This is a genomic window from Streptomyces sp. AgN23 (assembly GCF_001598115.1).
GTDB lineage: Bacteria > Actinomycetota > Actinomycetes > Streptomycetales > Streptomycetaceae > Streptomyces > Streptomyces antimycoticus.
Window position 1 is genome coordinate 4,662,525 of record NZ_CP007153.1, and the last position, 25,628, is coordinate 4,688,152.

Below are 25,628 nucleotides of genomic sequence, written 5' to 3' on the forward strand. Positions count from 1 at the left end.
CACCACACCTCCCTAAAGTCCCTGGCGGTCTAGTCGTTTAAAGAGAGTCTTAATGACGCAATATCTACAGGATCCAGCGCTCTGGGCCCTGATCGCTGGCACGCCTCTCGCCGCAACCGCCATTGTTCGCGGGCGAAAGGCGCGGGCGAATCTGCGCCAGGAGAAGGCGGAGCTAGCGAAACGCGCGGCCGACCTCGAGAACAATTACGCCGGCGCGGTGCAGGAGGCTCAAAACCGCGCCGAGGAGGCCACCAAGAGCGCGCTGAAGTCCGCTATGCGTACGCTTCAGGGCCTCGCCAACGAGCAGCAGCTGGCCATCTCCAAGACACAGGACAAATACGGCGAGCATCAGCTTCTCCAGGACCTCCTGGAGATCGACCACATGAACTCGCAGTTCGGGCGGCGCGCACAGTCCATCGCGGTGCTGTGTGACGGCTGGCTGGGCCGGCAGCGCGCGGTGGCGTCGGTGTACGACGTGGTCCGCAGCGCCAAGGGCCGCATCCGTCACTACACCCGGGTGGAGATCCGCTCACAGAGCAACTTCGCTCTGGTCAGCCGGGCTGTCGAACCGGTCGCGCTGGCGCTGGCCGAGCTTTTGGACAACGCGACCAGTTACTCCGCGCCCGACTCGCCGATCGACATCACCATCCGCACCGTCCCCAAGGGCGTCTGCGTCATCATCGACGACGCCGGTGTCGGTATGAACGAGGAGGAGAAGAACCGGGCGGACAAGCTGCTCTCGGCCACACACGCCACCGGTGTAACAGGACTCGGCAATCCGCCGCAGTTCGGTTTCGCGGTGATCGGTGTGCTCGCCGCGCGCTATGGCTTCACGGTGTCCGTCGATTCGGCCTCTCCCTACGGTGGTGTACGCGCGGTCGTGCTTCTCCCCGAGGACCTTCTGACCAATATGCCCGAGCCGGAAGAGCAGCCGACGACCCACGTTTCCGCCGCGGCCGAGCAGCCGCAGGCGAGCGGTTCCACCATGACCGGTTCCACCGTCAGCGGTTCGACCGTGAGTGGTGCCACTGCCGGGGGCCTGCCCAAACGTCGCCGTAAGGGGTCGATTTCCATCGTTCCCAGAGCAGACTCGACCAGCGCCCCGGCCCGGACGAGCGAGGAATCCGCATCGATCATGGGCGCGTTCCAGCGCGGCACGCAGTCCGGACGCTCAGCAAACCCGAACAGGGAAGGGCATGATCCTCAGTGAACAACGACCTGTCATGGATGCTTGAGAGCGCCCTGGAAGTACCAGGGGCTCGTCATGCGATCCTGGTTTCCGCCGACGGTCTGCTGATGGCCCGTTCTCAAGAGGTCCAAAAGGACGAGGCCGACACCGTTGCCGCGGCGATGAGCGGCATCCAGTCGCTCAGCCGCACCATGGCCGGCTTCTGCGGTGGCACCCATATGACATGGCGCCAGACCCTGGTCGAGTTCGATGGTGGCTGGGTCTTCCTCATCTCCGCGGGTGAGGGCGCGTACCTGGCGGTCTCCTCCGCCCCGGATGTCGACATGGCCGACATCACCTTCCGGATGCAGCAGCTTGTCGGGCAACTCGGCAAGGCGCTGACCACACCACCTCGCGAAAACAGCGGTATTCAGGCATGACGGCACCAGGCGAGCAGGAGCCCGAGTCCGCTCAATTAGTGCGACCGTATGTCATCACCAACGGTCGCGGGCTTCCGGAGAACGACCAGTTCAACCTGATCACGCTGGTCACCGCCTCCGAACAGAGACCTCCCAGTCAGCTCGACCCGGAGAAGCGCAGTCTCTTGGAGCTGTGCGCGGGTGGCTATCTCTCGGTTGCCGAGATAGCGGGGCATATGGGTCTCCCGATCGGCATCGTGAAGGTTCTGCTGTCCGATCTCTCATCGGACGGATACCTGATCACCCGTGCCCCCGCGCCTCCCGCGCAGCTTGTCGACGTTTCGCTCCTTCAGGAGGTGCTGGATGGGCTCCAGGCCCGTTTCGGATGACGGCGTCTATCTGAACGAAGCGGTGCAGATCGCGGCCAAGATCCTCGTCGTGGGGCATTTCGCGGTCGGAAAGACGACGTTCATCGGCACCATGTCCGAGATTCCTCCGCTGCGCACCGAGGAGCGGATGACTCAGGCCGGAGCCCACGTCGACGACCTGATGGGCACCCGAGGCAAGACCACGACCACCGTGGCCATGGACTTCGGCCGCCTCACGCTCAGCGAGAGGCTTGTCCTGTATCTCTTCGGCACGCCCGGACAGGAGCGCTTCGTCCAGGTGTGGGAGGACATGACCCGAGGCGCTCTCGGGGCACTGATCCTCGTCGATCCCGAACGCATCAAGGAATCCTTCCCGGTGATCGACCTGGTGGAGCACTACGGACTCCCCTATGCGATTTCCGTCAATCACTTCGCCGGCACGCCGGTCCGCCCCGACGAGGAATTGCGCGAGGCGCTCGATCTGCTGCCCGAGACCCCCATCGTCACCTGTGACGCACGTGACGAGAAGTCATCGGCCAATGCCCTGATGGCGCTTGTCCGTTACCTACAGGAACGTACCCGCTAGGAGCACTCGATGAACATGCAATCGGATTTCTCGGCGGTGCCACCACCCGGCTGCCCCGCCCATGGCAGCGGCAAGCGGGTGCCGCTGTACGGGCCGGAGTTCGCCGCCGATCCGGGTGCCTATTACACGTATATGCGCTCGCACGGCCCGGCCGCACCGGTCGAGCTCTCCCCGGGGGTCGAGGCCACACTCATCACGGACTACTCGGCGGCGCTTCAGCTGCTGCAGAACCCCGACACCTTCCGGAAGGACTCGCGCCGCTGGCGCGATTACAACGAGGGCAAGGTCAGCCGGGACAGTCCGGTCGTCCCGTTGCTGGAATACCGGCCGAACTGCATGTTCACCGATGGCGCCGAACATATGCGGCTGCGTCAGGCGGTGACCGACAGCCTGGCCAAGGTGGATACGCATCGCCTGAGCCGCCATGTCGAGCGCGTCGCGGACTATCTGATGGACCAGTTCATCTCCCGCGGCTCGGCCGATCTGCTCAATGACTATGCCAAACTGCTGCCGCTGTTTGTTTTCAATGAGCTCTTCGGATGCCCGGCGGAAATCGGCGACCGGGTCATCTTCGGCATTTCCGGGATTTTCGACGGAATCAATGCGGAGAAAGCGAACGAGGTGCTCGGCCAGAGCGTCAGCGAACTCGTCGCACTGAAGCGCAGGCAGCCCGGGGAAGATGTCACCTCCTGGCTTATGCAGCACCATGCCCAGCTGACCGATGAGGAAATGGTCCACCAGCTGGTACTGCTGCTGGGATCCGGCGCCGAGCCGCAGCGGAACCTCATCGCCAACGCGCTGCTCCTGCTGCTCTCCGACGAGCGGTACGCGGGAGCCGGGCTGCTGGTCGAGGACGCCCTCGACGATGTGCTGTGGAACAGCCCGCCGATGTCCAACTACGCCCCCCACTACCCGGTTTCCGACGTGGATTTCGCCGGAACCCGGCTACGGGCGGGCGATCTGGTGCTGATCTCCATCGCGGCGGCCAACACCGACCCCGCACTGTCGGCCTCCCGGCAGCAGCTCAGCAAGCGGGCACACCTCGCCTGGAGCGCGGGTCCGCACGCCTGCCCGGCCAAGGACACCTCTCAGCTCATCGGTGTGGTGGCCATCGAGAAACTGCTCAATCAGCTGCCCGATATTGAGCTAGCGGTACCCGAGTCGAGCCTGACTTGGCGCCCCGGCCCGTTCAACCGCGGGCTGACCGCACTGCCTGCCCGATTCACTCCGATACGTACGGACAAACAGCCCGTTGCACAGCAACAGATCCCGACGGGCGACCATCGCGGCCACGCCCAGAACAAGCAGGAGAAGGGCGGCTTGTGGAGTTCGTTCCTCTCGTGGTGGAGAGTGTGATCCACACCACATCCGGAACCCATTTCATACCGCATGAATGTTCAACTGAACGGGTAGGCACTATCGCGCAATTTTTGTTGGCCCATTCCTAAGAGGAGCTGTCGTGAGGTCTCCCGCCGCCGACGACACCACTGTCGGTCGACGATCCGCGGTTTCACTCATATCCCGACTGCACCACCCCCGCGGCCAATCGAACGCCTACCCTAATTTCGCGGAAGCACACGCGATGGGAGCCGAGATACCCGCCCCACGGGGCGGGTATCTTCTCGTGGGGCATGACCACCCGATAACCCCGCCACACATACCCAAACAGCCGTTCCTCTCGATTCAGCGGGAGGTTCGGTGAACGGTTTCCGCTCGGATGAGACGCTGCTCGGCGACCTCGCCACGGGCCAGCTGACCCGGCTGTGCCAGGTGGCCGGGCTGAGCGAGGCCGATACGGCCGCCTACACAGGGGTGCTGATCGAGAGTCTGGGCGCCTCGGCCGGACGGCCGTTGGCGCTGCCACCCCCGTCACGGACCTTTCTGTCCGACGACCACAGCCCCGTGGAGTTCTCCCTGGCCTTCCTGCCGGGCCGGGCTCCGGGCCTGCGGGTCCTGGTGGAACCGGGCTGCTCCCGGGGCGATGACCTCGCGGAGAACGGCCGGGCCGGTCTGCAGGCGGTCCATGCCATGGCGGACCGCTGGGGGTTCTCGACCGGCCAGCTCGACGGGCTCGAGGACCTGTTCTTCCCCCACTCCCCCGAGGGCCCGCTGGCCCTGTGGTGCGCCCTGGAGCTCCGCCCCGGCGGCGTCCCCGGGGTCAAGGTCTACCTGAACCCCTCGGCGAACGGCGCCGACCGGGCCGCCGAGACGGTACGCGAGGCGCTGGCCAGGCTCGGCCATCGGCAGGCGTTCGACTCGCTGCCCCGGGCGGACGGCTTCCCGTTCTTCGCCCTGGACCTCGGCGACTGGGACGCCCCGCGGGTGAAGGTCTACCTCAAGCACCCCGGCCTGTCCCCCACCGAGGCGGGCTGCCTCCCCCGGATGTCGCCCGCACCGGGCCGGGAACAGCTGGAGGAGTTCTTCCGCACCACGGGGGACCTCCCCGCCGCCGACGACCTCACCGCCGATGAGGACGCCGACCGGCTCACCGGACGCCCCGCCCTCACCTGCCACTCCTTCACGGAGACGGCGACCGGACTGCCCAGCGGATACACCCTCCACGTGCCGGTCCGCGACTACGTCCGGCACGACGGCGAGGCCCGGGAACGGGCGGTGGCCGTGCTGCGCAGCCATGACATGGACAGTGCCGCGCTCGACCGGGCGCTGGCCGCCGTGAGCCCGCGCCCCCTCGGCGACGGGGTGGGCCTGATCGCCTACCTGGCGCTGGTCCACGAGCGCGGCCGGCCCCCGCGGGTGACCGTCTACGTCTCCTCCGAGGCGTACCGGACACGGCCGCCCCGCGAGACGGTCCCCACCCGCGACCGGGTGCGGGCACGGTTGTGACATCCGCCGAGACACCGAACAACGAGAAGACAGGAGCAGCGGTCAGCGTGGAACCGTACAGGATCAAGGTCGTCGAACCGATCCCCTTCACCACCCGGCAGCAGCGCGAAGAGGCGCTGCGGCGTGTGAACTACAACCTCTTCGATCTGCGCGCCGAAGAGGTGACCATCGACCTGCTCACCGACTCGGGCACCGGAGCGCTCTCCGCCGCCCAGCTCGCCGCGGGGATGGCCGGCGACGAGTCCTACTCGGGCTCCCGCTCGTTCTACCGGTTCCACGAGACGGTCACCGAGCTCACCGGTTACGCGCATATCCTCCCCGCCCACCAGGGGCGCGCCGCCGAGCGGGTGCTGTTCACCACCCTGCTGGAGCGCGGCGACCTCGTGCTGTCGAACACCCACTTCGACACCACCCGGGCCAATGTCGAGCTGAACGAGGCCGAGGCGCGCGATCTGCCGTGTCCCGAGGCCAAGAACCTCGACAGCACCGAGCCGTTCAAGGGCAACATCGACCTGGAGGCGCTCGCCCGGACGCTGTCCGGGCCCGATGGCTCCCGGGTCGCCGTGGTGGTCATGACCATCACCAACAACGGCGGCGGCGGCCAGCCCGTCTCCATGGACAACCTCAAGCGGACGGCGGCCCTGTGCCGTCAGCACGGCGTCCCGCTCTTCCTGGACGCCGCCCGGTTCGCCGAGAACGCCTGGCTGGTCACCCGCCATGAGGAGGGCTACCGCGACCGCACCCCCCGGCAGGTCGCGGAGGAGGCGTTCCGGCTGGCGGACGGCTGCATGATGAGCGCCAAGAAGGACGGCATCGTCCACATCGGCGGCTTCATCGGCACCAACGACCCGCAGCTCGCCCAGAAGTGCGAGCTGCTCCTCATCGCCACCGAGGGGTTCGCGACCTACGGCGGTCTGGCCGGACGCGACCTCGACATGATGGCGCAGGGGCTGACCGAGGTGACCGAGCCGAGCTATCTCGCCGAGCGCGCCGAGATCGCCTCGCACCTCGCCCACCGGGTCCGCGCCGCGGGCGTGGACATCGTCGAGCCGCCGGGCATGCACGCGCTCTACCTCAACGCCGGGCGGTTGCTGCCGCACATCCCGCCGCACCGCTACCCCGGCCACGCCCTGTCCGTCCAGCTCTACCTGGAGGGCGGCATCCGCTCGGCCGAGCTGGGCTCGCTCTACCTCGGTGAGGAGGACGAGCACGGGAACCCGATCAAGAGCGCGCCGTACGAGCTGGTCAGGCTGGCCCTGCCGCGCCGGGTCTACACCCGCAGCCACTACGACCACGTGGGCGAGACGCTCGCGAAGATCGCCAAGAACGCGGACCAGGTGTACGGCTTCCGGATCACCGACCAGTCGCCGATCCTGCGCCACTTCCGCGCCACGCTGGCGCCGGTGCCCATCACGGGCTGACCGCCGCACCATAGGGGACACGGACGAGGGCCCGGCACCGGACACCACCGGTGCCGGGCCCTCGTCACACGCCTGCGCCGCGCGCCCGCGGCACGGTGGGCAGCCCGTACCCCGGCGCCCCCGTACTGGTGCCCCGTGGCCGGGTCCGCGCCTCAGCCGTTGCCGAACGAGCCGCTGCTGCCCTCGGTCCAGGTCGGCCGGCCCTCGGCGCCGCCCTTGCCGGAGTCCCGCGTCCCCGAGCCGCCCAGCTCGGACGGGAACCGGCGGCCGCGGTCCCGGTCCAGCGCGTCGGGCTCGCGGTGCTGGGTGACATAGCCGACGCCGGTGTCGTCGTCCTGATGCCCCGGGCCATGGCCCGCCTCCCGCGCCTCGTGATCGGCCTCCTGGGCCTTCTGCCAGGCGCCGGCGCGGGGCTGCGGATGCTGGGGCGGGGCCGGTTCGCGGGCCCGTAGCCGTATCCCCCACCACACGGCCCCGAAGCACAGGATGACGACCACCAGACCGACGATGAACGGCCCGGTCCCGACCAACAGGCCCCGGGTCACGGCGAGATCCTCGGTGTACGTATCCATGACGGCCGGGTACCCGGACCCGCCCGGATATCACTCCGGCCCCACGGGCGTCACACCCCGCCCGCGTCACCGCCCCGGGGCACCGCGCCCCAGCACCACGTCACAGACCGCGCCGGGTCACCGCCCCGCGGAGCCCTCCGCCGCCCGTATCGCGTCGCGGTAGGCGCGGGCCGCCGCGCGCAGCGCCGCCTCCGGGTCCACACCGTCCGCCTCGGCGCGCACCGCGAGCGCCAGCAGCTCGTAGCCGATGCCCGTCCCGTCCGGCAGGGCCACGTCAAGGGCGGCCGTACGGGCGCGAGAGGCCAGCTTGGCGGTCAGCGCGAGCGCGGGCTGACCGAGTGGCACCCCTTCGGTGACCGAATCGCGTTGTTTCTCGGCCGCCTTGGTCCGCAGCCAGTGCCTCTGGACGTCCTCGGGGGTCTCGGCGGCCTCGTCGCCGAAGACATGCGGATGGCGATGGATCAGCTTGTCCACGATGCCGCCCGCCACATCGTCGATCGAGAACGGGTCCTCGGGGTCGTCCTGGGCGATCCGGGCGTGGAAGACGACCTGCAGCAGCACATCGCCGAGCTCCTCCAGCAGCGCCTCGCGGTCGCCCTCCTCGATGGCCTCGACGAGTTCGTACGCCTCCTCGATGCCGTACTTCACCAGCTCCTCGTTGGTCCGGGTGCCGCTCCACGGGCACTCGGCGCGGATCCGGTCCATGACCTGCACCAGATCGAGCAGCCGTGCGCCCGGCAGATCGTAGGAACCGGGCAGCAGCTCCAGGTCCGGCATCGCCTCACGGCCGGATCCGGCCAGCCGCGCCAGCCCGTCGGTCAGCTCGGACTCGCCTTCGGCCGAGGTGAGCACGACGGCCGTACGGCCGCCCTCCGCCACGCAGTAGTCGACCAGCTCGCGCGCGGCCGGCGAGCCCGGCTCCACCGCGACGCCCGCCTCCCGCAGATACGGCAGCTGCGGATGGTCCGGATCGCCGGAGAGCACCCGGTCCGCGCCGTGCAGCGCCTGCCAGGCGGGCCAGGACAGCAGCCCCGGCGCCACCCGGTGGGTGGTGGTGAGGAGGACGACGCGGCCGGTGGGGGCGGCGTCGGCGGGGACGGGCGAGTCAGCTGCGGTCACCCTTGCAACGTAACTTACGCCTGCTCCGGGGCGCCGCCGGAGGTGCGCAGCCATGCCTCCCTGGCGAGGACGGCGGTGCCCTGGGTGTTGTCCCACTTTCCGTAGCGGGGGTTCACCTTGATGTCGAGCGCCTTGGAGGTCCGGGCGAACACCTCGTTGACCTTGGAGGTGCCCAGCTTGCGCAGCAGGGCGTTGCGCGTGAGGTCCATCCGGACGGCCTCGTCGATCCCGGCGGGCGCGATGCCCTGCTGCAGATACAGGGCGCGCAGGGCGGTGGCCCCGCCGCTCTGCGTCTCGGCCGTGGAGCGGGCCCGCTGGATCTCGCGGCGGGTGAGGCTGATCCCGTTGTCCTTACCGGCCCGCTCGATCACCCGGAACTGGATCATCCGGATCAGCGTGTCCTGGCTCAGCCGGCCGCTGCCCGCGACCATTTGAGTCGCCCTCGGGTCATTGCGCTGCGCCTCCCGGACGGCCTTGACCTGCCCCTGGAGCTCGGACACGGTGATCCGGCCGCCGTCCATGACCGCCGCGGCGCCGGGCCGCGGGGCCTCGCCGCACGCGGTGAGCAGCGGGGCGGAGAGGAGGAGCGCGGACGCGGCAGAGACGGAGAGCGCAGTATGGCGGCGGATCATTGAGCCTCCCGGCAGAGATCGTGCGGCGCGACAAACGATCTGGCGTTGATCGATGGTATGGAGTCGGCGCGGCCTAGGCCACTGCTTGGACAACGATTCACCGCGGTCTTGGTCAGCCTCCGGCCGTCATCGGCCGGAGCGGGCCCAGGCGGTGTCTTGTCGATCAGGCCGGATCAGCGAGCGGCGTCCGGTGCAGGGGGCACCTCCCAGCGGTAGCTGGGGGAGCATCGCACGTCGCGTGGGGAGAGCGCAGCGGCGCCGCGTGCGACGAGCGCGGCGCCGCGAGGTGCCGTGCCGGACGCCGGGACGTGCCGGACGCCGGGACGTGCCGTGCCGGACGCCGGGAGCCCGGCATGGTCGGCGAGACGCCCCCTAGCGGCCGCCGGAGCGCGCGGGCAGCTTCGCCGTCGGGCAGCCGCCCAACACCCGCTTCATCGCACCCTTCTCGGCCTCGGTCACCCACAGCCCGTACGCCTTCTTCACGGCCACCTGATGCGCCACATAGTCGCAGCGGTACGCCTTGTTGGGCGGCAGCCAGGTAGCCGCGTCCCCGTCTCCCTTACGGCGGTTGGCGGACGCGTCCACGGCGATCAGATTGAGCGGATCGTTGGCGAACGCCAGGCGCTTGTCCCGGTCCCACGTCTGGGCGCCCTTCTGCCAGGCGTCCGACAGCGCGACCACATGGTCGATGTCGACCTTGCTGTGGCCCCGGACGAACCGCACATCGCGGCCGGTGTACGGATCGTCGGTGAGCGTGCCCGAGGCGACCAGGCAGTGGCCGTCGCGGAACCTCACGTCCTTCAGGTCCCGCTTGAGGATGTCATCGCGGGTCCCGCAGCCGTTGTCGTCGGTGTCCACCCACGAGCTGCCGAACTCGCTGCGCTCATAACCCGTCTTCGGCGCACGCCCCTTGACTGTGAGCGAGGACACAGCCGTAAGGGCCGGTCCGGACGCCGTGGGCGCGCTCGAAGCGCCCCCGCTCTTGCCGCCACCCTGGTCACCGTCCTGGTCACCGGCCTTGCAGCCGCCGGCCGCCAACAGCGCGACCAGCACCGCCACAGAACTCCGCATCGGTATGCGAAACCGTCCCTGCAACCTTCCCGCCCCCTTCGCGTATCTTTTCGCACAGACCGCCCACACGATAAGGACCCTGGATGGACACGGCCGCAACGGCTCCGCCCGGCACCGGCGCCGAGAGGGCGACCGCCGTCACCGCGGGGCGTACCCGGCTCGTCGCGAGAGCCGGTTTACTGCGGCGTCCGCGGGCCGATCCGTACTGGCTGGCCCTCGCCCTCTTCGCCGCCTTCACGGCGCTGTCGGTCTGCCGCTACCGCCGCATGGCGACCATGTCCTGGGACCTGGGCATCTTCGAGCAGGCGATACGGGCGTACGCCCACTTCCAGGCCCCCATAGCCGATCTCAAGGGCCCCGGCGCCAATATCCTCGGCGACCACTTCAGCCCCATCACGGCGCTGCTCGGCCCCGTCTACCGGCTCTTCCCCGGCCCCGTCACGCTGCTGGTCGCGCAGGCGGCGCTGTTCGCCGTCTCCGCCGTCCCCGTCACCCGTGTCGCCGCCCGGCTGCTGGGGCGCGGCCGGGGGCTCGCGATCGGCATCGCCTACGGGGTCTCCTGGGGCCTCCAGCGCGCCGTGGACTTCGACTTCCACGAGATATGTTTCGCCGTTCCGCTCATCGCCTTCTCCCTGGAGGCGGTGATCCGCAAGCGCTGGTACCCGGCGATGCTGTGGGCCGCCCCGCTGGTCTTCGTCAAGGAGGACATGGGCGCCACCGTGGCCGCGATCGGCGCGGTCGTGTGGATCCGCGCCCGGCGCGACCCTGAGCGCGGCCCCCGCGCCGTACCGCTCGCCGTCGTGCTGATGGGCTTCGGCGTCATCGTCTCGGCGCTCGCGCTCGGCGTCGTCATCCCCGGCTTCAACGGCGGGGGTTCGTACGACTACTGGGACAAGGTCGGCAGCGGCGGTGAGCAGACCGGCACGATCCCCTTCGGTACCGCGCTGCGCACCCTGCTGTGGATCCTGCTGCCGACCACCGGTCTGCTGGCGCTGCGCTCCCCGCTGCTGCTGGCCGCCGTGCCCACCCTCGGCTGGCGCTTCCTCTCCCACGACGACCACTACTGGGGCACCGACTGGCACTACAACGCGGTGCTGATGCCGGTCGTCCTGCTGGCCCTGGTGGACGCCCTGGACCGCACCCGCGCCACCCGGCGGCCCTGGCTCGCCTCGTACGCCCGCCAGCTTCCCGCCGCGGTCTGCGGCGCGGCCCTGGCGCTGTCGTCCTCCATGCCGCTGTACAGCCTCACCCAGGGCGCCACCTACGACAAGCCGCCGCAGGCCGGCGCGGTGGAGCGGCTGCTGGACCGGATCCCGGACGGGGCGACGGTGGAGGCCAACGTCGGGCCGATAAGCCGGCTCACCAGCCGCTGCCGGGTGCTGTGGGTCGGCGCCACCGAGGGCATACAGCCGGACTACATAGCCCTGCAGGAGCCGCCGGAGCGCACCGAGCGGCAGGTGGTCGACTACGCGGGGCAGCTCCACCCGGACACGCGGTACACGCCCGTCGGCTCCACCTCGGGCTACTTCGTCCTCAAGCGGGGCTGAGGTCTCACGCGACGCCGAGGTCTCACGCGACGCCGAGGTCTCACGCGACGCCGAGGTCTCACGCGACGCTGGGCGGGACCGGGCGGTGTCCGCGCTGGTTCGACCCGCGGCTCAGCTCATGGGCTTCGGGGCGATGAGGGCGAACGGCGCCCCCTGCGGGTCCTTCACCAGGGACACCCGGCCCGCGATCATGTCGTACGGCGGGCGGAGGACCGTGCCGCCCTCCGCGGACACCTTGGCCGCGGCACGGTCGGCGTCCTCGACGGCGAAGTAGACCAGCCAGTGCGGGGGCACCTCCGGCGGCATCCCCTCCCGCAGCGGCTGGAGCCCGCCGACCGTACGGCCGTCGACGGAGAGCGCGAAATAGCCCTCGGCGCCCTCCATCGGCGTCGACTCCAGACCCAGCGCCTCCGCGTAGAACGCCGAAGCCGCCTCCCGGTCGGTGGTGTTGAGCTCGTTCCAGATCAGCGTGCCCGGCTCGTTGACGAGACCGGTGCCGGAGAAGCCGAGCGGCTGCCAGACGCCGAAGACGGCCCCCAGCGGGTCGGCTGCCACCAGCATCCGCCCCAGGTCCATCACATCCATGACCGGCAGCAGCACGGTGCCACCGGCCCGGCTGATGGCCTCCGAGGTGGCCTGGGCCTCGGCGGAGCAGAAGTAGGTGGTCCACACGGTCGGCGGCGGGCCTTCCCCGGACATCGACTGCGCCGACATGGCCCCCGCGACGGGCTTGCCCTTCAGGGTGCACATCGCATAGCCCCCGGACTCCGGAGGGCCGACCTCCGCTTCCCAGCCGAACAGCCCGGAGTAGAAGTCCAGGGCGGCCCGTTGGTCGGGGACCATCAGATCGATCCAGCAGGGCGTTCCGGGCTGATAGGACGTGACTTCTGGCATGGGGCCGCCTCCGTATCGCCACCTCCGGCCGGGCGTGGCCGGGTGGGATGGCCCCCTTTCACCCATTCTCCTCCGGCCGGGCAGGCACGCCACTCGACGGGGATCGCTACCGCGCGCACCGGTCCGTGACCGGCCGTGCACACGGCTTCCGGCCGTTCTCGAGTCTGCCGCGAAACCGCCGGGCGGCGGCCGGCCCGAAGGCCGACCGCCGCCCGGCGGTGGTGAGGAGACGGTGTGTCAGGCGCCGCCGATGGCGCTTCCGGACACCCACTGGCTCCAGTCCATGTTCCATCCGTTGAGGCCGTTGTCCGGCTGGATGGTCTTGTCGTTGGAGTTCTTCACGACGACGACGTCGCCGACCTGGGAGTTGTTGTAGAACCAGGCGCCGTCCGTGTTGGCGTCGCCCGCTCCCTTGGTGTCCGACAGGCCGACACAGCCGTGGCTGGTGTTGACGTTGCCGAAGATGGACTTGGCGCCCCAGTAGTTGCCGTGGATGAAGGTGCCCGAGGTGGACAGCCGCATCGCGTGGGGCACGTCCTTGATGTCGTACTCGCCCTTGCCGTCGTCATCCGTGAAGCCGACCGTCGCACCGTTCATCCGGGTCTCCTTGAACTTCTCGGAGATCACCATCTGACCGTTGTAGGTCGTGTTGTCGGGGCTGCCGGCCGAGATCTTGATGGTCTTCAGCAGCTTGCCGTCGCGGACGACCTTCATCTCCTTGGACTCGGCGTCGACCGTCGAGACCTGCGAGTGACCGATCTTGAAGTTGACGGTCTTCTCCTGGACGCCCTTGACACCGGGCGCCCCCTCGACGCCGTCCAGGTCCAGCTTCAGGGAGACGGTCGAGCCCGCCTTCCAGTAGTCCTTCGGGCGCAGGTCCAGCCGGTTCCCGTCGAACCAGTGGCCGACCACCTGCTGGCCGCTGCTGGCGGTGACCTTGATGTGCGACTCGACGTCCTTCTTGTTGGTCACCGCCTTGTCGAACCGGATCGACACCGGCATGCCGACGCCGACCGTGGAGCCGTCCTCGGGCGTGAAGTTGCCGATGAAGCTGTTGGCGGGCGAGACGGTGGTGAAGGACGAGTTCTCGGTCGCCTTACGGCCCTTGGAGTCCTCGGCGGACGCGGAGATCTTGTACTGGGTGGCCCGCTCCAGCTGTCCGCTCGGCTTCCAGGACGTCTTGTCGGGCGATATGGTCCCGGCCACGGTGTTGCCGGTCGCCGCGGACGTCATCGTGACGGAGTTGAGCTTGCCGCCGCTGACCGTGACCTTGGTGTCACTGTTGATGCCCGCGTTCGTCGCACCGGCCTTTGGCGTGATCTTGATGTGGGCGTCCGACGCGTCCTTGGCCGCTGCCTCGTCGACCTGCGACTGCGACTTGTTCCCGTCGTTCTTGGCGTCGTCGTCGCCGCCGCCATCCCCGCCGCATGCGGCGAGAGTGAGTACGCCGCCGAGCACGGCGGCCGCGGCCACCAGCCCCTTACGGCGCTTGCCGTCCGTCATCACACGCTTCTCCATTTGACCTGGATCTTGATCTGGACCCCAGAAACCCCGGACCTGCCTGAAAAGAACGCCTGTACCTTTTGGCCGGTTCCACGCACAGCAAAACTGTGCGCAAGGCCACTGAGCAAAGACACCGGACAAGCCTAAGACCCGTCGGCACCCGGACCCGTACGGCTCAGCCGTCTTCGCCCCGCCTTCGCCGCCCTGAGCCCCCTCGGTGCCGCTCTGAGCCGCCATGTGCGCCGCCCGGGGGCCGCCCGTGAGCGCGCCGCCACCCGGCTCCTCAGCCGTCCTCGTCCAGGTCGGCGAAGGCCCCTGACCACTCGGCGGCGCGAGGATCGTAGTCGATGTGCTCGCTGCTCCAGGACGCCTGGGCCAGTTCGACCCCCGGCACCTCCTCCACCAACTCGAACGGATCGACCAGATACGCCAGCGCCTCGGCCTCGTCCGACTCCACCATGCGGCGCGCGTGTCCTCGCTCCTCCGCGGCCAGGGACTCATCGCCGTCGATCCGCTCGTACGTCGCGCGCCGCAGCCCGTCCGGATCGGCGATCTCCACCACCAGCTCCACGCGAAGCCGGACAAACTGGGATGTCTCGGTACTCGTCATGCGACGGAGGTTAGGGGTCCTACCCGTCTCGCTTCCGCACGACCCGCAGTTGTCACTACGATCGGCGCACGGGGTCAATTTGCCGCAGCCTCAAGGAGGATGCCGTTGTCCGCACGCCGACCGCTGCTGACGGCCGCCGCTGCCGGTTCGCTGCTGTGCGCCCTGTGGTTCGTTCCGTCCGCCAACGCGACGGTGGAGGACCCGGGGTCGTCATCGGCGCCCTCGCAGACCCAGCCCGGATCCGGGCCCAGGACCGAGGCCGTGCCCGACGGGGATCTGGCCGACACCGGCAGCGTGGACGTCACCCCGTATCTCTTCGGCGGCACGGCCTTTCTGGGCCTGGGCGTCGCGATGGTGACGGCCTCCGTGCGGCGGACCCGCCCGGAGGCGTACTGACACCGCCGGCGCGGCGCGCTCGGTCCGGGCGGACCCTGCGGTGCGCTCGGCCCGTTCGCTCCACGCGGATCGTCCCGTCCACGCGGACTGTTCAGTCCAGGCGGACTGTTCAGTCCAGGCGGCCCGTCACCGACTCCACGGCCTCGATCAGCTCTCCGGATCGTACGAACGCGTCCGCCGCCGCCAAGTCGGGCGCCAGATAGCGGTCCCCGCCCGGCCCTTCGACGCCCGCCCGGCGCACCGCCGCCAGCACCGCCCGGCTCGCGGGCGCGGGCTCCAGCCCCTCGCGCAGCTCGACGCCGCGGGTGGCGGCGACCAGCTCGACGGCCAGGACGCGGGCCAGGTTGTCCACCGCCGTACGCAGCTTGCGCGCCGCCGACCAGCCCATCGAGACATGGTCCTCCTGCATCGCGGAGGACGGGATGGAGTCGACCGAGGCGGGCACCGCCAGCCGCTTCATCTCGCTGACCAGCGCCGCCTGGGTGTACTGGGCGATCATCAACCCCGAGTCCACCCCCGGGTCGCCGGCCAGGAAGGGCGGCAGGCCGTGGGAGCGGTTCTTGTCCAGCAGCCGGTCGGTGCGGCGCTCGGCGATCGAGGCGAGGTCGGCCGCCGCGATGGCGAGGAAGTCCAGGACATACGCCACGGGGGCGCCGTGGAAGTTGCCGTTGGACTCCACCCGACCGTCCGGCAGGACGACGGGGTTGTCCACGGCGGAGGCCAGCTCGCGGTCGGCGACCAGCCGGGCGTGCGCGAGGGTGTCCCGGCCCGCACCCGCGACCTGTGGGGCGCAGCGGATCGAGTACGCGTCCTGGACGCGCGGCGCGTCGTCCTGGTGGTGCCCGGTGAGCCCCGAACCCTCCAGCACCCGCAGCATGTTGGCGGCGCTGGCGGCCTGCCCCGGGTGGGGGCGGATGGCGTGGAGCTCGGGCGCGAGGACGCGGTCGGTGCCGAGCAGCGCCTCCAGCGAGAGGGCGGCGGTCACATCGGCGACGGTGAACAGCCGGGCGAGATCGGCACAGGCCATGATCAGCATGCCGAGCATCCCGTCCGTGCCGTTGAGCAGCGCGAGCCCCTCCTTCTCGCGGAGCTCGACCGGCTCGATGCCGTGCTCGGCCAGCAGCTCGCCGGCCGGCCGCACCACCCCGTCCGGGCCCTCGGCCTCGCCCTCACCCATCAGGGTCAGCGCGCAGTGGGACAGCGGCGCGAGGTCCCCGGAGCAGCCCAGCGAGCCGTATTCGTGCACCACGGGGGTGATCCCCGCGTTGAGGAGCGCGGCCATCGTCCCGACCACGACGGGCCGGACCCCGGTACGGCCGGACGCGAGCGTCTTCAGCCGCAGGAACATCAGCGCCCGCACCACCTCGCGCTCGACCCGCGCGCCCATGCCGGCGGCGTGCGAACGGACGATGTTGCGCTGTAGCTGGGCGCGGAGTTCGGGGCTGATATGGCGTACGGCGAGCGCGCCGAAGCCGGTGGAGACGCCGTAGACGGGCTCGGGCTTGGCGGCGAGATCGTCGATCACCTGCCGCGAGGCCGAGACGGCCTCGAGCGCCGCCTCGGAGACCTCGACGCGCGCGGCGCCGCGTGCCACGGCGATGACATCGTCGGCGGTCGTTCCGGACGTCCCCACGACCACAGAGTGCATATCCATATTCAGGCACCCTAGAGAGTGAATCGCCCCCTGTCACCCCGCTGGGCCTTTCCCCCACCCCGCCCCTTCCCGAACCGGGGCCCCGCCCCACACCCCCACCGAGGCTCCGCCCCGGGCCCCGCTCCTCAATCGCCGGAGAGGCTGAGGGCTGGGGCTCGGCCCCGGGTCTCGGGGAGGGGAGGGAGTGTGGGGCGGGAGTCCCGGCCAGGCGTGAGGCAGAAGCCCCGCCAGGGTCTGAGGCAGGAGCCCCGGCAAGGTACGGGGCGCGAGCCCCCGCAAGGTCTGGGGCAGGAGCCCCATCGGGGCCCGGCGCGGGGTGGGGAACGAAACGCGCCTCACCCGTACGCCAAGGTCTGGAGCGCAGCCCCATCGGGGCCCGCGTCGGGTGGGGAACGGAGCGCGCCGTGCGCCCTAGCGGCGGCCCCGGAAGCGGCGACGCTCCGGCGGGTGCGCGGCAGACGTATCGGCCAGCCGAATCACCGAGTCCTCCGTACCCCCATCCCGCCCCGCCACCACCGGCTTGAGCGACCGCGCCGCCTTGGCCCGATACTGCGCCGCGTCCGCCAAGCGGAAGAGGCGGCGAGCCGAGGGCACAGGCCCGATCGGATCGCCCGTGGAGGCGATCCCGCAGGCCACCCCCTCCCCCATCTCCAGCTCGGCGGCCCGACGGCACAGCTCATCCGCCACCCGCACCACCTCGTCCGCTGGAGGCCCGACCCCCAGGAGACAGAACTCATCGCCGCCCAGCCGGGCCACCAGCGCCCCGGGCAGCATCGCGCCGCACAGCGAGAGCAATGAGCCAAACCGTTCCAGCAGGCGATCACCCACCGCATGGCCAAGCGTGTCGTTGACCCGCTTGAGGCCGTTGAGATCGCAGACCACCAGGCTCACCACGGTGCCGTCCGCGTGATACGCCTCCAGCGCCTCGTCCAGCCGTATGTCCACCGCGCGGCGGTTGCCGAGGCCGGTCAGCGGATCGGTGAAGGCGAGGCGGCGGGCCTCCTCCAGGCGTTCGGTCTGGGCCAGCCCGGCGGCGGTCACCGAGGCCAGCACGGTCGCGAAGTCGGCGTCGTCGCGGTCGAAGACGGGACGCCCGGCCGCCCGGGCCACATACAGCTCGCCCCACGCCCGCCCGTGCAGCACGATCGGGGCCACCACACAGCTGCCGCGACCGCGCCGCCGCAGGGCGGCCACCCTCCCCCAGCTACCGCTGGCCGCCGCGCCCTGACGGCCGGGCGGGGCCGCGCCGGGACGTACGCCGTCCGCGGTCTCGACCCAGGCGTGCGGCTCCCCGCCCGCGGCCCAGTGCTCATGCAGGAACTCGGCGATCTCCGGGAAGTCGTGCACCGGATACGACTCGTCCTCCGGCAGCGGCTCCTCCCCCGCCATCAGCTCGCCCACGTTGACCAGCACCCGCAGCCGCCCCCGCGCACGCTCCCACACCGAGATCGCCGCGAAGCCGCCGTCGAGGGCGCGGCGGGCCGCCTCGGCCGCCGCACCCACCGACTCCTGCGGGGTGTGCGCCGCCGCCATCCCCTGGGCGAGCCCCACGACGGCCCGCAATCGTCCATCGACCCCGCCGGGCCGTCCGCCGATCTCCCCGTTGTCCGTCACGACGGCCTCGCATTCCTCACGGCCATGCATCGTTCGCTCTGCTCTCCAGCGTAAGAACGTCGAGAACAATCCGCTGCGGGCCGTTCACCCCGGGTATCCGAGCGAACGGTCACCCCCGGTGACCGCGCGCTCCCCGGGCCGGGGCCACTCCCCGGATCCGGTCAGCTTCCCCGGTCCGGGATCCCTACTCCCCCGGCCCCCTACTCCCCCGCGCCCCGGCCGGTCCGGCGGACGGTGAACGTGCTTCTCACCTCCGGCCAGTCCAGCCAGACCGCCCAGTGCGGCCAGACCGCCCAGTCCGGCCAGACCGCCCAGTCCGGCCGGCCCGCTCCTCACTCCCCCGGCCAGCTCGGCGACCGCTTCTCGTTGAACGCGGCAACGCCCTCCGCCCGGTCGCCGGAGAAGGCCACCGTCCGCCACGCCGCGTCCTCGACCTCCAGACCGGCCCGCAGATCCAGCCCCTGCCCCAGCCGCAGCGCCTTCTTGGCGGCCCGCAGGCCCACCGGGGAGTTGGCGGCGATGCCCCGGGCCAGTTCCAGCGCCTCGGCCCGGTCCTCGCCCTCCGCCGCCAGCCGGTCCACCAGGCCCAGCTCATGGGCCTCCGCGGCGGCCACCCGGCGCGCGGAGAAGATCAGCTCGGCGGCGCGTGCGGCGCCCACCCGGCGCGGCAGCAGCTGGGTGCCGCCGCCGCCCGGGATCACCCCGACCGACACCTCGGGCAGCCCCACTACGGCGGTGGGGTCCGCGACGATCACGTCACAGGACAGGGCCAGCTCGAAGCCGCCGCCCAGCGCGAAGCCGTGCACCGCGGCGATGGCGGGCATCGGCAGCTCCAGCACCCCGGTGTAGGCGGCGCGGGAGACCGGCCGGTGCCGCAGCATCTCGGCGTCGGAGAGCGAGTTGCGCTCCTTGAGGTCCGCGCCCACGCAGAAGGCCCGCTCATGGGTCGAGGTCAGCACGACGGCCCGCACGTCACGGTCCTCGGACAGTGCCGCGCACGCCGCCGCGATGCAGCGCGCCATCTCGGAGGAGACGGCGTTCATGGCCTTGGGCCGGTCCAGCACCAGCTCGGCCACGAAGCCGTCCCTGCGGACCGCGACCCACTCCCCGTACCGCTGCTCACTCATCACGCACTCTCCCGGTTAACGACCGTGAACCCAATGCGGCGATCATTTCAGCTCCCCGGGGTATGCGGAACCTGTGAGCCACCCGGACCGGGCCTAGCGGGTTCGCCGCCACCGGTTCAGGAAGCCCAGCAGGACCGACTGCTTCTGCCCGTCCTCCCCCTGCTCCTCCAAGTCCGTCCCCTCCAGGGGCTCACCTCCGGACACGGACGCCCCCTCGGTGGCGAGCGGCAGCGAGAACGGCGGGATGGACGGCGGCGGGGGCGCCCCCTGCGGCGCCCCCTGCGACAGGATCCCCTGTGACATGCCCTGCGGAATCCCTTGCGGCGCCTCGTGCCGCTGGTCCTGCGGATCCCGCTCGCCCGGGCGGGCGGCGGGCGGGCCAGGGCGCCGGCCCCCCGGCCTGGCGACGGGCGCGAACCGCACCGGCAGGGAGACCACCCCCCGTACGAAGACCCCGGACAGCCACTTCAGCTCCTCGACATCCCCGGCCAGCGTGAGGTCCGGGATCCGGTCCAGCAGCTTCTCCAGCGCGACGGAGGCGATCAGCCGCGCCGAGCTCCGGCCGGGGCAGGCGTGGGGGCCCGCGCCGAACGCCAGATGAGCCCGGTTGCCCTGCTTGTGCGGGGACCTCAGCAGGGCGTCCCGGTTGGTCGCCGCGAAGCTGATCATCACGGCGTCGCCCGCGCGCAGCCGCTTCCCGGCGAGGTTGGTGTCATGCACCGGGAAGTAGAGCCCCATGTTGGCCAGCGGCGGATCGGTCCAGAGCACCTCGTCCAGGGCGTCCTCGACGAGCATGCTGCCGCCCATCAGCTCGCCCGAGAACCGCTCGTCGGTGAGCAGCACCCGCAGCGAGTTGCCGATCAGGCCGGGCACCAGCCCGGTCACCATCCCGATCAGCAGCAGAAGCTGCTCGACCAGCTCCTCGTCGGTCAGCCGCGCCGGATGGGCGATCAGCCAGGACGTGATGTCGGCGCCTGGATCGCGCCGCTTGAGGTCGATCAGCTCGCGCAGCGCCGCGGCCGCGGCCCGGTCCCCGCCCCCGGGATCCGAGCCGTCGATGAACGCCACCACGCCCCGCAGCAACGGGTCCATGGCCTGCTGCTGGAAGCCGAAGAGCTGGCTGGTCACCAGCACCGGGACCAGCGCGCAGTACGTCCCGATCAGCTCGGTCTCGCCCGCCTCGCAGAACTGGTCGATCAGCGAGTCGGCGATGCGCTCGACATAGTTCCGCAGCGCGCCGGAGTCGATCCGGCCGGTGCAGTCCTCGATGGCGCCGCGCAGCCGCCGGTGCTCCTCGCCGTCCACGAAGCCGACCTGCGGCCGGGGCCTGACGACCTGCGGGACATAGCTGGTCCCGGGCAGCACGCCCTCGTTCCTGGCCCGCCAGTGGCGGGGGTCCTTGGAGAAGGTCTCGGGGCGCCGCATGATCTCCAGCGCGGTGTCGTACCCCAGGCACAACATGGCCGGGACGCCTCTGTCCAGTTCCACCGGCGCGAGCTGGCCGTGGGTCTCGCGCAGGCGCCGGTAGACCGCGAAGGGGTCTCTTCCGAACTCGGGCGCGTGGAGCGGCTCGGCACCGGCCCCCTCATGGGCGGGGCAGCCCGGTGGAGGTAAGGCGCCCGGACGCTGAGCACTCGAATCGTAAAGCGGGGTCACACGTGCTCCTGGACACCGCCGGGCCCACCCCGCGGGCGGACGCGCACGGTGCTTCTTCGACGACAGGACCTGGGATCCACCGAGTGGATCTTGCGGACGTAGGCTAGCCCAACAGGCCCGGATCCGCGCCCACTTCAACGATCCGGCCGCGGCCACCGAAGGGATCCGGACGAACGTCGTCCAGCGCGTCCTCCCCGGGGACGCACCCCGGCGTCACCCCCGGCCGCCCCCGGCGTCACATCCGGTCGCCCCCCGGCGTCACCCGGCCGCCCCCTGCGTCATGCCCGGCCGCCGCCCATGGTCATGCCCGGCGTCATGCCCGACGGCTCAGCAGCCACGGCTCCACGACCCCCAGACCACGCACCGGCCGCTGCCACATCGGCTGGAGCGCGAACCGGTACGAGGGGGGCTCCTCACCCTCCTTCTCCGCCGCGGCGGCCGCCTCCGCGACCTCCGCCTCCGACACCGGGGCCTCCCCGGTGCGGCTCAGCTCCTCCGCGAACGCGCCGTCCACCAGGACCGCGTTCTTGGGGGCTATGGACGTCAGCCGGCTCGCCAGGTTCACCGTCGTCCCGAAGACGTCGCCCATCCGGGTCGTGACGGTGCCGAACGCGATCCCGACCCGCAGCTCCGGCATCGTCTCGTCGTGCGTGAGCGTCTCGATCAGGCGCAGCCCGATCTCGGCGGCGATGCCCGCGTCGTCGGCCGCGTAGAGCACCTCGTCGCCCAGCGTCTTGATCAGCCGCCCGCCGTGCGCCGCCACCAGGTCGGCGGCCGTGGTCTCGAACGCCTCGACCAGCTCGCCGAGCTCCTCCTCCTCCAGCCGCCGGGTCAGCCGGGTGAAGCTCACCAGGTCCGCGAAGCCGACCGCCAGCCGCCGGTCCACCATCTCCGCGTCGTCCGCCGCCTGCACCACCCGGCCGGTCGCGGCCGCGAGCTGGCGCCGGTAGACATAGACCAGGAACTCCTCCAGCTCCGGCAGCAACAGCTCGACCAGCGGGTACGCGATCTCGGTCCGGGTCATCCCGGTCTCCTGGGGGTCGGTGAGCCCCTCCAGGAACGAGTCGATCTGCCAGTCGGCGAGCCGGGCGCTGGTCTGGCCGGTGGACCGCGCCACCTGGATGGCCATCGGCTCGCTCAGCAGCCCGGCCTCCACCAGCCCGGACAGCCGGCGCAGCGCCAGCACATCGGCCTCGGTCAGCGCCTTGGCCTGGCCGATGTCGGCGAAGCCCATGGCCCGCCAGAAGCGGGTGGCCAGCTCGACCGAGACGCCCGCGCTGCGGGCGGCCTGGAAGGGGGTGTAGCGCCGCTCGGCACCGAGGATCAGCTGCTCCAGCCGGAGCGCGATGGGATCCGGCTGGTCCTCCTCGTCGACGTCCTCATCGGGGGCCTCCTCGGGAGCCTCCGCGACGGCGCTCTCCCGCGCCCCGGTGTCCCGTACGTCCCCGTCCGGCGCGGCGGCGTCCCACGCCTCGCGCTCCTCGGCCGTGCCGGAACCCGTGTCGTCGGCGGTCACCGCCCGCCCCCTGTCAGATCCCTGCGCACTGCCGTTCCGTTCCCTCTTCCCGGTTGGGGTTCCGAATCGCCCACAGCCGCCCCGAGCTGGACCGACCGCGACCACGATACGTCAGGTGTGCCGTAGCTCACTCTCCACGGCAGGGGTTCATTCCTCCCTCGGTACGGAGCGTAGATGCACGATGTCCCCGGCGGAGACCGGCTCCTGAACCCCGCCCTCGGTGGCCAGAACCAGCCGCCCGTCGCCGTCGATCGCGACCGCCTCGCCGACCCGCTCCCGGCCGCCCGGAAGCTCGGCGCGCACCTGCCGCCCGAGGGTCGCACAGCCCGCCGCGTAGCTCTCCTGGAGGCCGCTGGCCCCGGGGTCGCCCTCGAAGCGGCACCACTCCCCGTACCACTCCGCGATCGAGCGCAGCACGGCCCGCAGCAGCGGATCGCGGTCGGTGGAGATCGCGTCGGCCAGGGCCAGCGACCCGGCGGTGGGCACCGGAAGCTCATCGGCGCGCAGCGAAATGTTCAGCCCCATGCCGATGACCACCGCGTCCCCGGCCCGCTCGGCGAGGATCCCACCGAACTTCCGCTCCTCGCCCGCGACCGTCACCAGCAGGTCGTTCGGCCACTTCAGCGCGGTGTCCACGCCCGCCGTGCGGCTGAGCGCCCCGGCGCTCGCGACCCCGGCCAGCAGCGGCAGCCAGCCCCAGCGCTCCGTGGGCACGCCGGCGTCGGCGGGCCGTAGCAGGATGGAGAAGAAGAGCCCGGACCGGGCCGGGGCCGTCCAGGCGCGGTCGAGCCGGCCGCGCCCCGCGGTCTGCTCCTCGGCGACGAGCACCGCGCCCTCGGGGGCCCCGGCCCGGGCCCGGATGACCAGATCGGTATTGGTCGAGCCGGTCGCCTGCACCACCTCGAACTCGGTCCACAGCCCGCCGGGGCGCACCAGCCCCCGGCGCAGCGCGGTCGCGTTCAAGGGGGGCCGCTCGAGATCGGACCAGCGGCCGGGCCCGTCACCTGGGCTCCCTGAGGTGTCAGAAGGCGTCATGAGGGCCAGCCTAGGGTCAGGAGGTGTGGCCAACGACGCAGTGCCACCAAGCGGTGCCGCCGATACGCTACGTGCCGGTAGCCCAGCCGGCGCAACAGCTGCCGAACGGTCCGTAACCACCGAACGCCCATAGGCCCCACTGATCACGATTCCGACCCCGTACCCCGTTTCCACTGCTTCCTCCGATTCCCCCCGACCCCGAAGAAGTCCGCCGTTAGCCAGAAGTCCGCCGTATCCACCCCCAGGACGAGCAGGAGCCGCATCCCGATGTCCGAGCCGGAGATCGCCCCCGAGATTCCAGACCGTCACACCACCGCGGGGAAGCTCGCGGATCTGCAGCGCCGTATCGAAGAGGCGACCCATGCGGGGTCCGCGCGCGCGGTGGAGAAGCAGCACGCCAAGGGCAAGCTGACCGCGCGCGAGCGCATCGGCCTCCTCCTGGACGAGGGGTCCTTCACCGAGCTCGACGAGTTCGCCCGGCACCGTTCGACCAACTTCGGCATCGAGCGGAACCGCCCCTACGGCGACGGGGTCGTCACCGGCTACGGCACAGTCGACGGCCGCCCGGTGGCCGTCTTCTCCCAGGACTTCACGGTCTTCGGCGGGGCGCTCGGGGAGGTGTTCGGCGAGAAGATCGTCAAGGTCATGGACTTCGCGCTGAAGACCGGCTGCCCGGTCATCGGCATCAACGACTCCGGCGGCGCCCGCATCCAGGAGGGCGTGGTCTCGCTCGGCATGTACGGCGAGATCTTCCGCCGCAACACCCACGCCTCCGGAGTGATCCCGCAGATCAGCCTGGTCGTGGGCCCGTGCGCGGGCGGGGCGGTCTACTCCCCGGCGATCACCGACTTCACGGTGATGGTCGACCAGACCTCGCACATGTTCATCACCGGCCCCGATGTGATCAAGACGGTCACCGGTGAGGACGTCGGCTTCGAGGCGCTGGGCGGCGCCCGGACCCACAACACCACCTCCGGTGTCGCGCACTACATGGCCGGCGACGAGAAGGACGGCATCGAGTACGTCAAGGCCCTGCTGGCCTACCTCCCCTCCAACAACCTCTCCGAGCCCCCGGCCTTCGCCGACGAGGCCGATCTGGAGGTCTCGGACGAGGACCGGGAGATGGACACCCTCATCCCGGACTCGGCCAACCAGCCGTACGACGTGCACAAGGCCATCGAGCACGTCCTGGACGACAACGAGTTCCTGGAGACCCAGGCGCTCTTCGCACCCAACATCATCACCGGCTTCGGCCGGGTCGAGGGCCACCCGGTGGGCATCGTGGCCAACCAGCCGATGCAGCTCGCCGGCTGTCTGGACATCGACGCCTCCGAGAAGGCCGCACGCTTCGTGCGCACCTGCGACGCGTTCAACGTGCCCGTGCTGACCTTCGTGGACGTGCCCGGCTTCCTGCCCGGCACCGACCAGGAGTACAACGGCATCATCCGGCGCGGCGCCAAACTGATCTTCGCCTACGCGGAGGCCACCGTCCCGCTGATCACGGTCATCACCCGCAAGGCGTTCGGCGGCGCGTACGACGTCATGGGCTCCAAGCACCTGGGCGCCGACCTCAACCTGGCCTGGCCCACCGCGCAGATCGCGGTCATGGGCGCCCAGGGCGCGGTCAACATCCTCCACCGGCGCGCCATCGCCGCCTCCGACGACCCGGAGACCACCCGCGCCGAGCTGATCGCGGACTACGAGGACACCCTGCTGAATCCGTATATCGCGGCCGAGCGAGGGTATGTGGATGCTGTGATCATGCCCTCCGAGACCCGCCGCCACATCGTCCGCGGACTGAGGACCCTGCGGAACAAGCGCGAGTCGCTGCCCCCGAAGAAGCACGGCAACATCCCCCTCTAGCCCCCTCGAGCGA

Annotated in this window: 23 protein-coding genes; 10 read left to right on the forward strand and 13 right to left on the reverse strand. The window is 70.8% G+C overall.

Annotated elements, in window-relative coordinates:
* The first annotated feature begins 52 nt into the window (after positions 1-52).
* From AS97_RS19980 to AS97_RS20010, 7 genes are all read left to right on the forward strand, one after another.
* Positions 53-1,210, forward strand: a complete 1,158-nt coding sequence (locus tag AS97_RS19980) for an ATP-binding protein (RefSeq protein ID WP_059145175.1) — start codon at positions 53-55, stop codon at positions 1,208-1,210.
* Positions 1,207-1,608, forward strand: a complete 402-nt coding sequence (locus tag AS97_RS19985; RefSeq protein WP_059145176.1) for a roadblock/LC7 domain-containing protein — start codon at positions 1,207-1,209, stop codon at positions 1,606-1,608. Before AS97_RS19980 ends, AS97_RS19985 begins: the two co-directional genes overlap by 4 nt.
* Entirely contained in the window at positions 1,605-1,976 is a 372-nt protein-coding gene (locus AS97_RS19990; protein ID WP_059145177.1) for a DUF742 domain-containing protein, read from the forward strand. Before AS97_RS19985 ends, AS97_RS19990 begins: the two co-directional genes overlap by 4 nt.
* Positions 1,951-2,541, forward strand: coding sequence for an ATP/GTP-binding protein (locus tag AS97_RS19995; protein ID WP_059145178.1), 591 nt, complete (start codon positions 1,951-1,953; stop codon positions 2,539-2,541). Before AS97_RS19990 ends, AS97_RS19995 begins: the two co-directional genes overlap by 26 nt.
* A gap of 9 nt (positions 2,542-2,550) precedes the next feature.
* Positions 2,551-3,897: a cytochrome P450 gene (locus AS97_RS20000; RefSeq protein ID WP_059145179.1), complete on the forward strand. Its 1,347-nt coding sequence runs from the start codon at positions 2,551-2,553 to the stop codon at positions 3,895-3,897.
* Between the two features lie 342 nt (positions 3,898-4,239).
* On the forward strand, positions 4,240-5,385 hold the full coding sequence (locus AS97_RS20005) for a tryptophan dimethylallyltransferase family protein (RefSeq protein ID WP_210565388.1): 1,146 nt from the start codon (positions 4,240-4,242) through the stop codon (positions 5,383-5,385).
* Between the two features lie 47 nt (positions 5,386-5,432).
* A complete protein-coding gene (locus AS97_RS20010) occupies positions 5,433-6,806 on the forward strand; it encodes a tryptophanase (protein ID WP_059145181.1) in 1,374 nt (457 codons plus the stop codon).
* Between the two features lie 152 nt (positions 6,807-6,958).
* Here AS97_RS20010 and AS97_RS20015 read toward each other — a convergent pair whose 3' ends face one another.
* The 4 genes from AS97_RS20015 to AS97_RS20030 form a co-directional block, all read right to left on the reverse strand.
* Positions 6,959-7,378, reverse strand: a complete 420-nt coding sequence (locus AS97_RS20015) for a DUF6479 family protein (protein ID WP_210565389.1) — start codon at positions 7,376-7,378, stop codon at positions 6,959-6,961.
* 117 nt (positions 7,379-7,495) lie between these two features.
* Complete coding sequence (locus AS97_RS20020; protein WP_236670078.1) at positions 7,496-8,551, reverse strand: nucleoside triphosphate pyrophosphohydrolase; 1,056 nt, start codon at positions 8,549-8,551, stop codon at positions 7,496-7,498.
* A complete protein-coding gene (locus AS97_RS20025; RefSeq protein WP_210565390.1) occupies positions 8,512-9,129 on the reverse strand; it encodes a SurA N-terminal domain-containing protein in 618 nt (205 codons plus the stop codon). Before AS97_RS20025 ends, AS97_RS20020 begins: the two co-directional genes overlap by 40 nt.
* Before the next feature lie 372 nt (positions 9,130-9,501).
* Entirely contained in the window at positions 9,502-10,200 is a 699-nt protein-coding gene (locus tag AS97_RS20030; RefSeq protein WP_210565391.1) for an HNH endonuclease family protein, read from the reverse strand.
* Between the two features lie 83 nt (positions 10,201-10,283).
* Here AS97_RS20030 and AS97_RS20035 point away from each other — a divergent pair, with 83 nt between their 5' ends.
* Positions 10,284-11,747, forward strand: a complete 1,464-nt coding sequence (locus tag AS97_RS20035) for a DUF2079 domain-containing protein (RefSeq protein ID WP_086709957.1) — start codon at positions 10,284-10,286, stop codon at positions 11,745-11,747.
* A 111-nt stretch (positions 11,748-11,858) separates the two neighbouring features.
* Here AS97_RS20035 and AS97_RS20040 read toward each other — a convergent pair whose 3' ends face one another.
* From AS97_RS20040 to AS97_RS20050, 3 genes are all read right to left on the reverse strand, one after another.
* Positions 11,859-12,641 (reverse strand): VOC family protein, encoded by a 783-nt coding sequence (locus AS97_RS20040; RefSeq protein WP_125759421.1) that lies wholly within the window; start codon positions 12,639-12,641, stop codon positions 11,859-11,861.
* A gap of 237 nt (positions 12,642-12,878) precedes the next feature.
* A complete protein-coding gene (locus AS97_RS20045; protein ID WP_059145188.1) occupies positions 12,879-14,144 on the reverse strand; it encodes an Ig-like domain-containing protein in 1,266 nt (421 codons plus the stop codon).
* Between the two features lie 283 nt (positions 14,145-14,427).
* Positions 14,428-14,754 carry a hypothetical protein gene (locus tag AS97_RS20050; protein WP_059145189.1) on the reverse strand — a complete coding sequence of 109 codons (327 nt, stop codon included), beginning with the start codon at positions 14,752-14,754 and terminating at the stop codon, positions 14,428-14,430.
* Between the two features lie 99 nt (positions 14,755-14,853).
* Between AS97_RS20050 and AS97_RS20055 the strand changes: the two genes are divergently transcribed.
* Positions 14,854-15,150, forward strand: a complete 297-nt coding sequence (locus tag AS97_RS20055; protein WP_059145190.1) for a hypothetical protein — start codon at positions 14,854-14,856, stop codon at positions 15,148-15,150.
* Positions 15,151-15,259: 109 nt separating this feature from the next.
* Here AS97_RS20055 and hutH read toward each other — a convergent pair whose 3' ends face one another.
* The 6 genes from hutH to AS97_RS20085 form a co-directional block, all read right to left on the reverse strand.
* Positions 15,260-16,804, reverse strand: a complete 1,545-nt coding sequence (gene hutH / locus AS97_RS20060) for a histidine ammonia-lyase (RefSeq protein ID WP_059145191.1) — start codon at positions 16,802-16,804, stop codon at positions 15,260-15,262.
* A 411-nt stretch (positions 16,805-17,215) separates the two neighbouring features.
* Positions 17,216-18,337: a sensor domain-containing diguanylate cyclase gene (locus AS97_RS20065; RefSeq protein WP_059145200.1), complete on the reverse strand. Its 1,122-nt coding sequence runs from the start codon at positions 18,335-18,337 to the stop codon at positions 17,216-17,218.
* Positions 18,338-18,750: 413 nt separating this feature from the next.
* Complete coding sequence (locus AS97_RS20070; protein ID WP_086711283.1) at positions 18,751-19,545, reverse strand: enoyl-CoA hydratase-related protein; 795 nt, start codon at positions 19,543-19,545, stop codon at positions 18,751-18,753.
* Positions 19,546-19,638: 93 nt separating this feature from the next.
* Positions 19,639-21,201: a cytochrome P450 gene (locus AS97_RS20075; protein ID WP_059145193.1), complete on the reverse strand. Its 1,563-nt coding sequence runs from the start codon at positions 21,199-21,201 to the stop codon at positions 19,639-19,641.
* A 313-nt stretch (positions 21,202-21,514) separates the two neighbouring features.
* Positions 21,515-22,717, reverse strand: coding sequence for an adenylate/guanylate cyclase domain-containing protein (locus AS97_RS20080; RefSeq protein ID WP_210565392.1), 1,203 nt, complete (start codon positions 22,715-22,717; stop codon positions 21,515-21,517).
* A 147-nt stretch (positions 22,718-22,864) separates the two neighbouring features.
* Positions 22,865-23,752: a biotin--[acetyl-CoA-carboxylase] ligase gene (locus AS97_RS20085; RefSeq protein WP_210565393.1), complete on the reverse strand. Its 888-nt coding sequence runs from the start codon at positions 23,750-23,752 to the stop codon at positions 22,865-22,867.
* Between the two features lie 267 nt (positions 23,753-24,019).
* Here AS97_RS20085 and AS97_RS20090 point away from each other — a divergent pair, with 267 nt between their 5' ends.
* Complete coding sequence (locus AS97_RS20090; protein WP_210565394.1) at positions 24,020-25,615, forward strand: acyl-CoA carboxylase subunit beta; 1,596 nt, start codon at positions 24,020-24,022, stop codon at positions 25,613-25,615.
* Positions 25,616-25,628 lie beyond the last annotated feature (13 nt).

What these genes read in the sequence shown, in the direction of transcription:
- AS97_RS19995 (WP_059145178.1), top strand. Translation starts at nt 1,951, where the DNA reads ATGGGCTCCAGGCCCGTTTCGGATGACGGCGTCTATCTGAACGAAGCG.
- AS97_RS20070 (WP_086711283.1), bottom strand. Translation starts at nt 19,545, where the DNA reads ATGAGTGAGCAGCGGTACGGGGAGTGGGTCGCGGTCCGCAGGGACGGC.
- AS97_RS20065 (WP_059145200.1), bottom strand. Translation starts at nt 18,337, where the DNA reads ATGGCGGCGGCGCACACCCCGCAGGAGTCGGTGGGTGCGGCGGCCGAG.
- AS97_RS20020 (WP_236670078.1), bottom strand. Translation starts at nt 8,551, where the DNA reads ATGGCTGCGCACCTCCGGCGGCGCCCCGGAGCAGGCGTAAGTTACGTT.
- AS97_RS20050 (WP_059145189.1), bottom strand. Translation starts at nt 14,754, where the DNA reads ATGACGAGTACCGAGACATCCCAGTTTGTCCGGCTTCGCGTGGAGCTG.
- AS97_RS20055 (WP_059145190.1), top strand. Translation starts at nt 14,854, where the DNA reads ATGCCGTTGTCCGCACGCCGACCGCTGCTGACGGCCGCCGCTGCCGGT.
- AS97_RS20030 (WP_210565391.1), bottom strand. Translation starts at nt 10,200, where the DNA reads ATGCGGAGTTCTGTGGCGGTGCTGGTCGCGCTGTTGGCGGCCGGCGGC.
- hutH (WP_059145191.1), bottom strand. Translation starts at nt 16,804, where the DNA reads ATGGATATGCACTCTGTGGTCGTGGGGACGTCCGGAACGACCGCCGAC.
- AS97_RS19990 (WP_059145177.1), top strand. Translation starts at nt 1,605, where the DNA reads ATGACGGCACCAGGCGAGCAGGAGCCCGAGTCCGCTCAATTAGTGCGA.
- AS97_RS20085 (WP_210565393.1), bottom strand. Translation starts at nt 23,752, where the DNA reads ATGACGCCTTCTGACACCTCAGGGAGCCCAGGTGACGGGCCCGGCCGC.
- AS97_RS20015 (WP_210565389.1), bottom strand. Translation starts at nt 7,378, where the DNA reads ATGGATACGTACACCGAGGATCTCGCCGTGACCCGGGGCCTGTTGGTC.
- AS97_RS19980 (WP_059145175.1), top strand. Translation starts at nt 53, where the DNA reads ATGACGCAATATCTACAGGATCCAGCGCTCTGGGCCCTGATCGCTGGC.
- AS97_RS20035 (WP_086709957.1), top strand. Translation starts at nt 10,284, where the DNA reads ATGGACACGGCCGCAACGGCTCCGCCCGGCACCGGCGCCGAGAGGGCG.
- AS97_RS20045 (WP_059145188.1), bottom strand. Translation starts at nt 14,144, where the DNA reads ATGACGGACGGCAAGCGCCGTAAGGGGCTGGTGGCCGCGGCCGCCGTG.
- AS97_RS20000 (WP_059145179.1), top strand. Translation starts at nt 2,551, where the DNA reads ATGAACATGCAATCGGATTTCTCGGCGGTGCCACCACCCGGCTGCCCC.
- AS97_RS20090 (WP_210565394.1), top strand. Translation starts at nt 24,020, where the DNA reads ATGTCCGAGCCGGAGATCGCCCCCGAGATTCCAGACCGTCACACCACC.
- AS97_RS20025 (WP_210565390.1), bottom strand. Translation starts at nt 9,129, where the DNA reads ATGATCCGCCGCCATACTGCGCTCTCCGTCTCTGCCGCGTCCGCGCTC.
- AS97_RS20040 (WP_125759421.1), bottom strand. Translation starts at nt 12,641, where the DNA reads ATGCCAGAAGTCACGTCCTATCAGCCCGGAACGCCCTGCTGGATCGAT.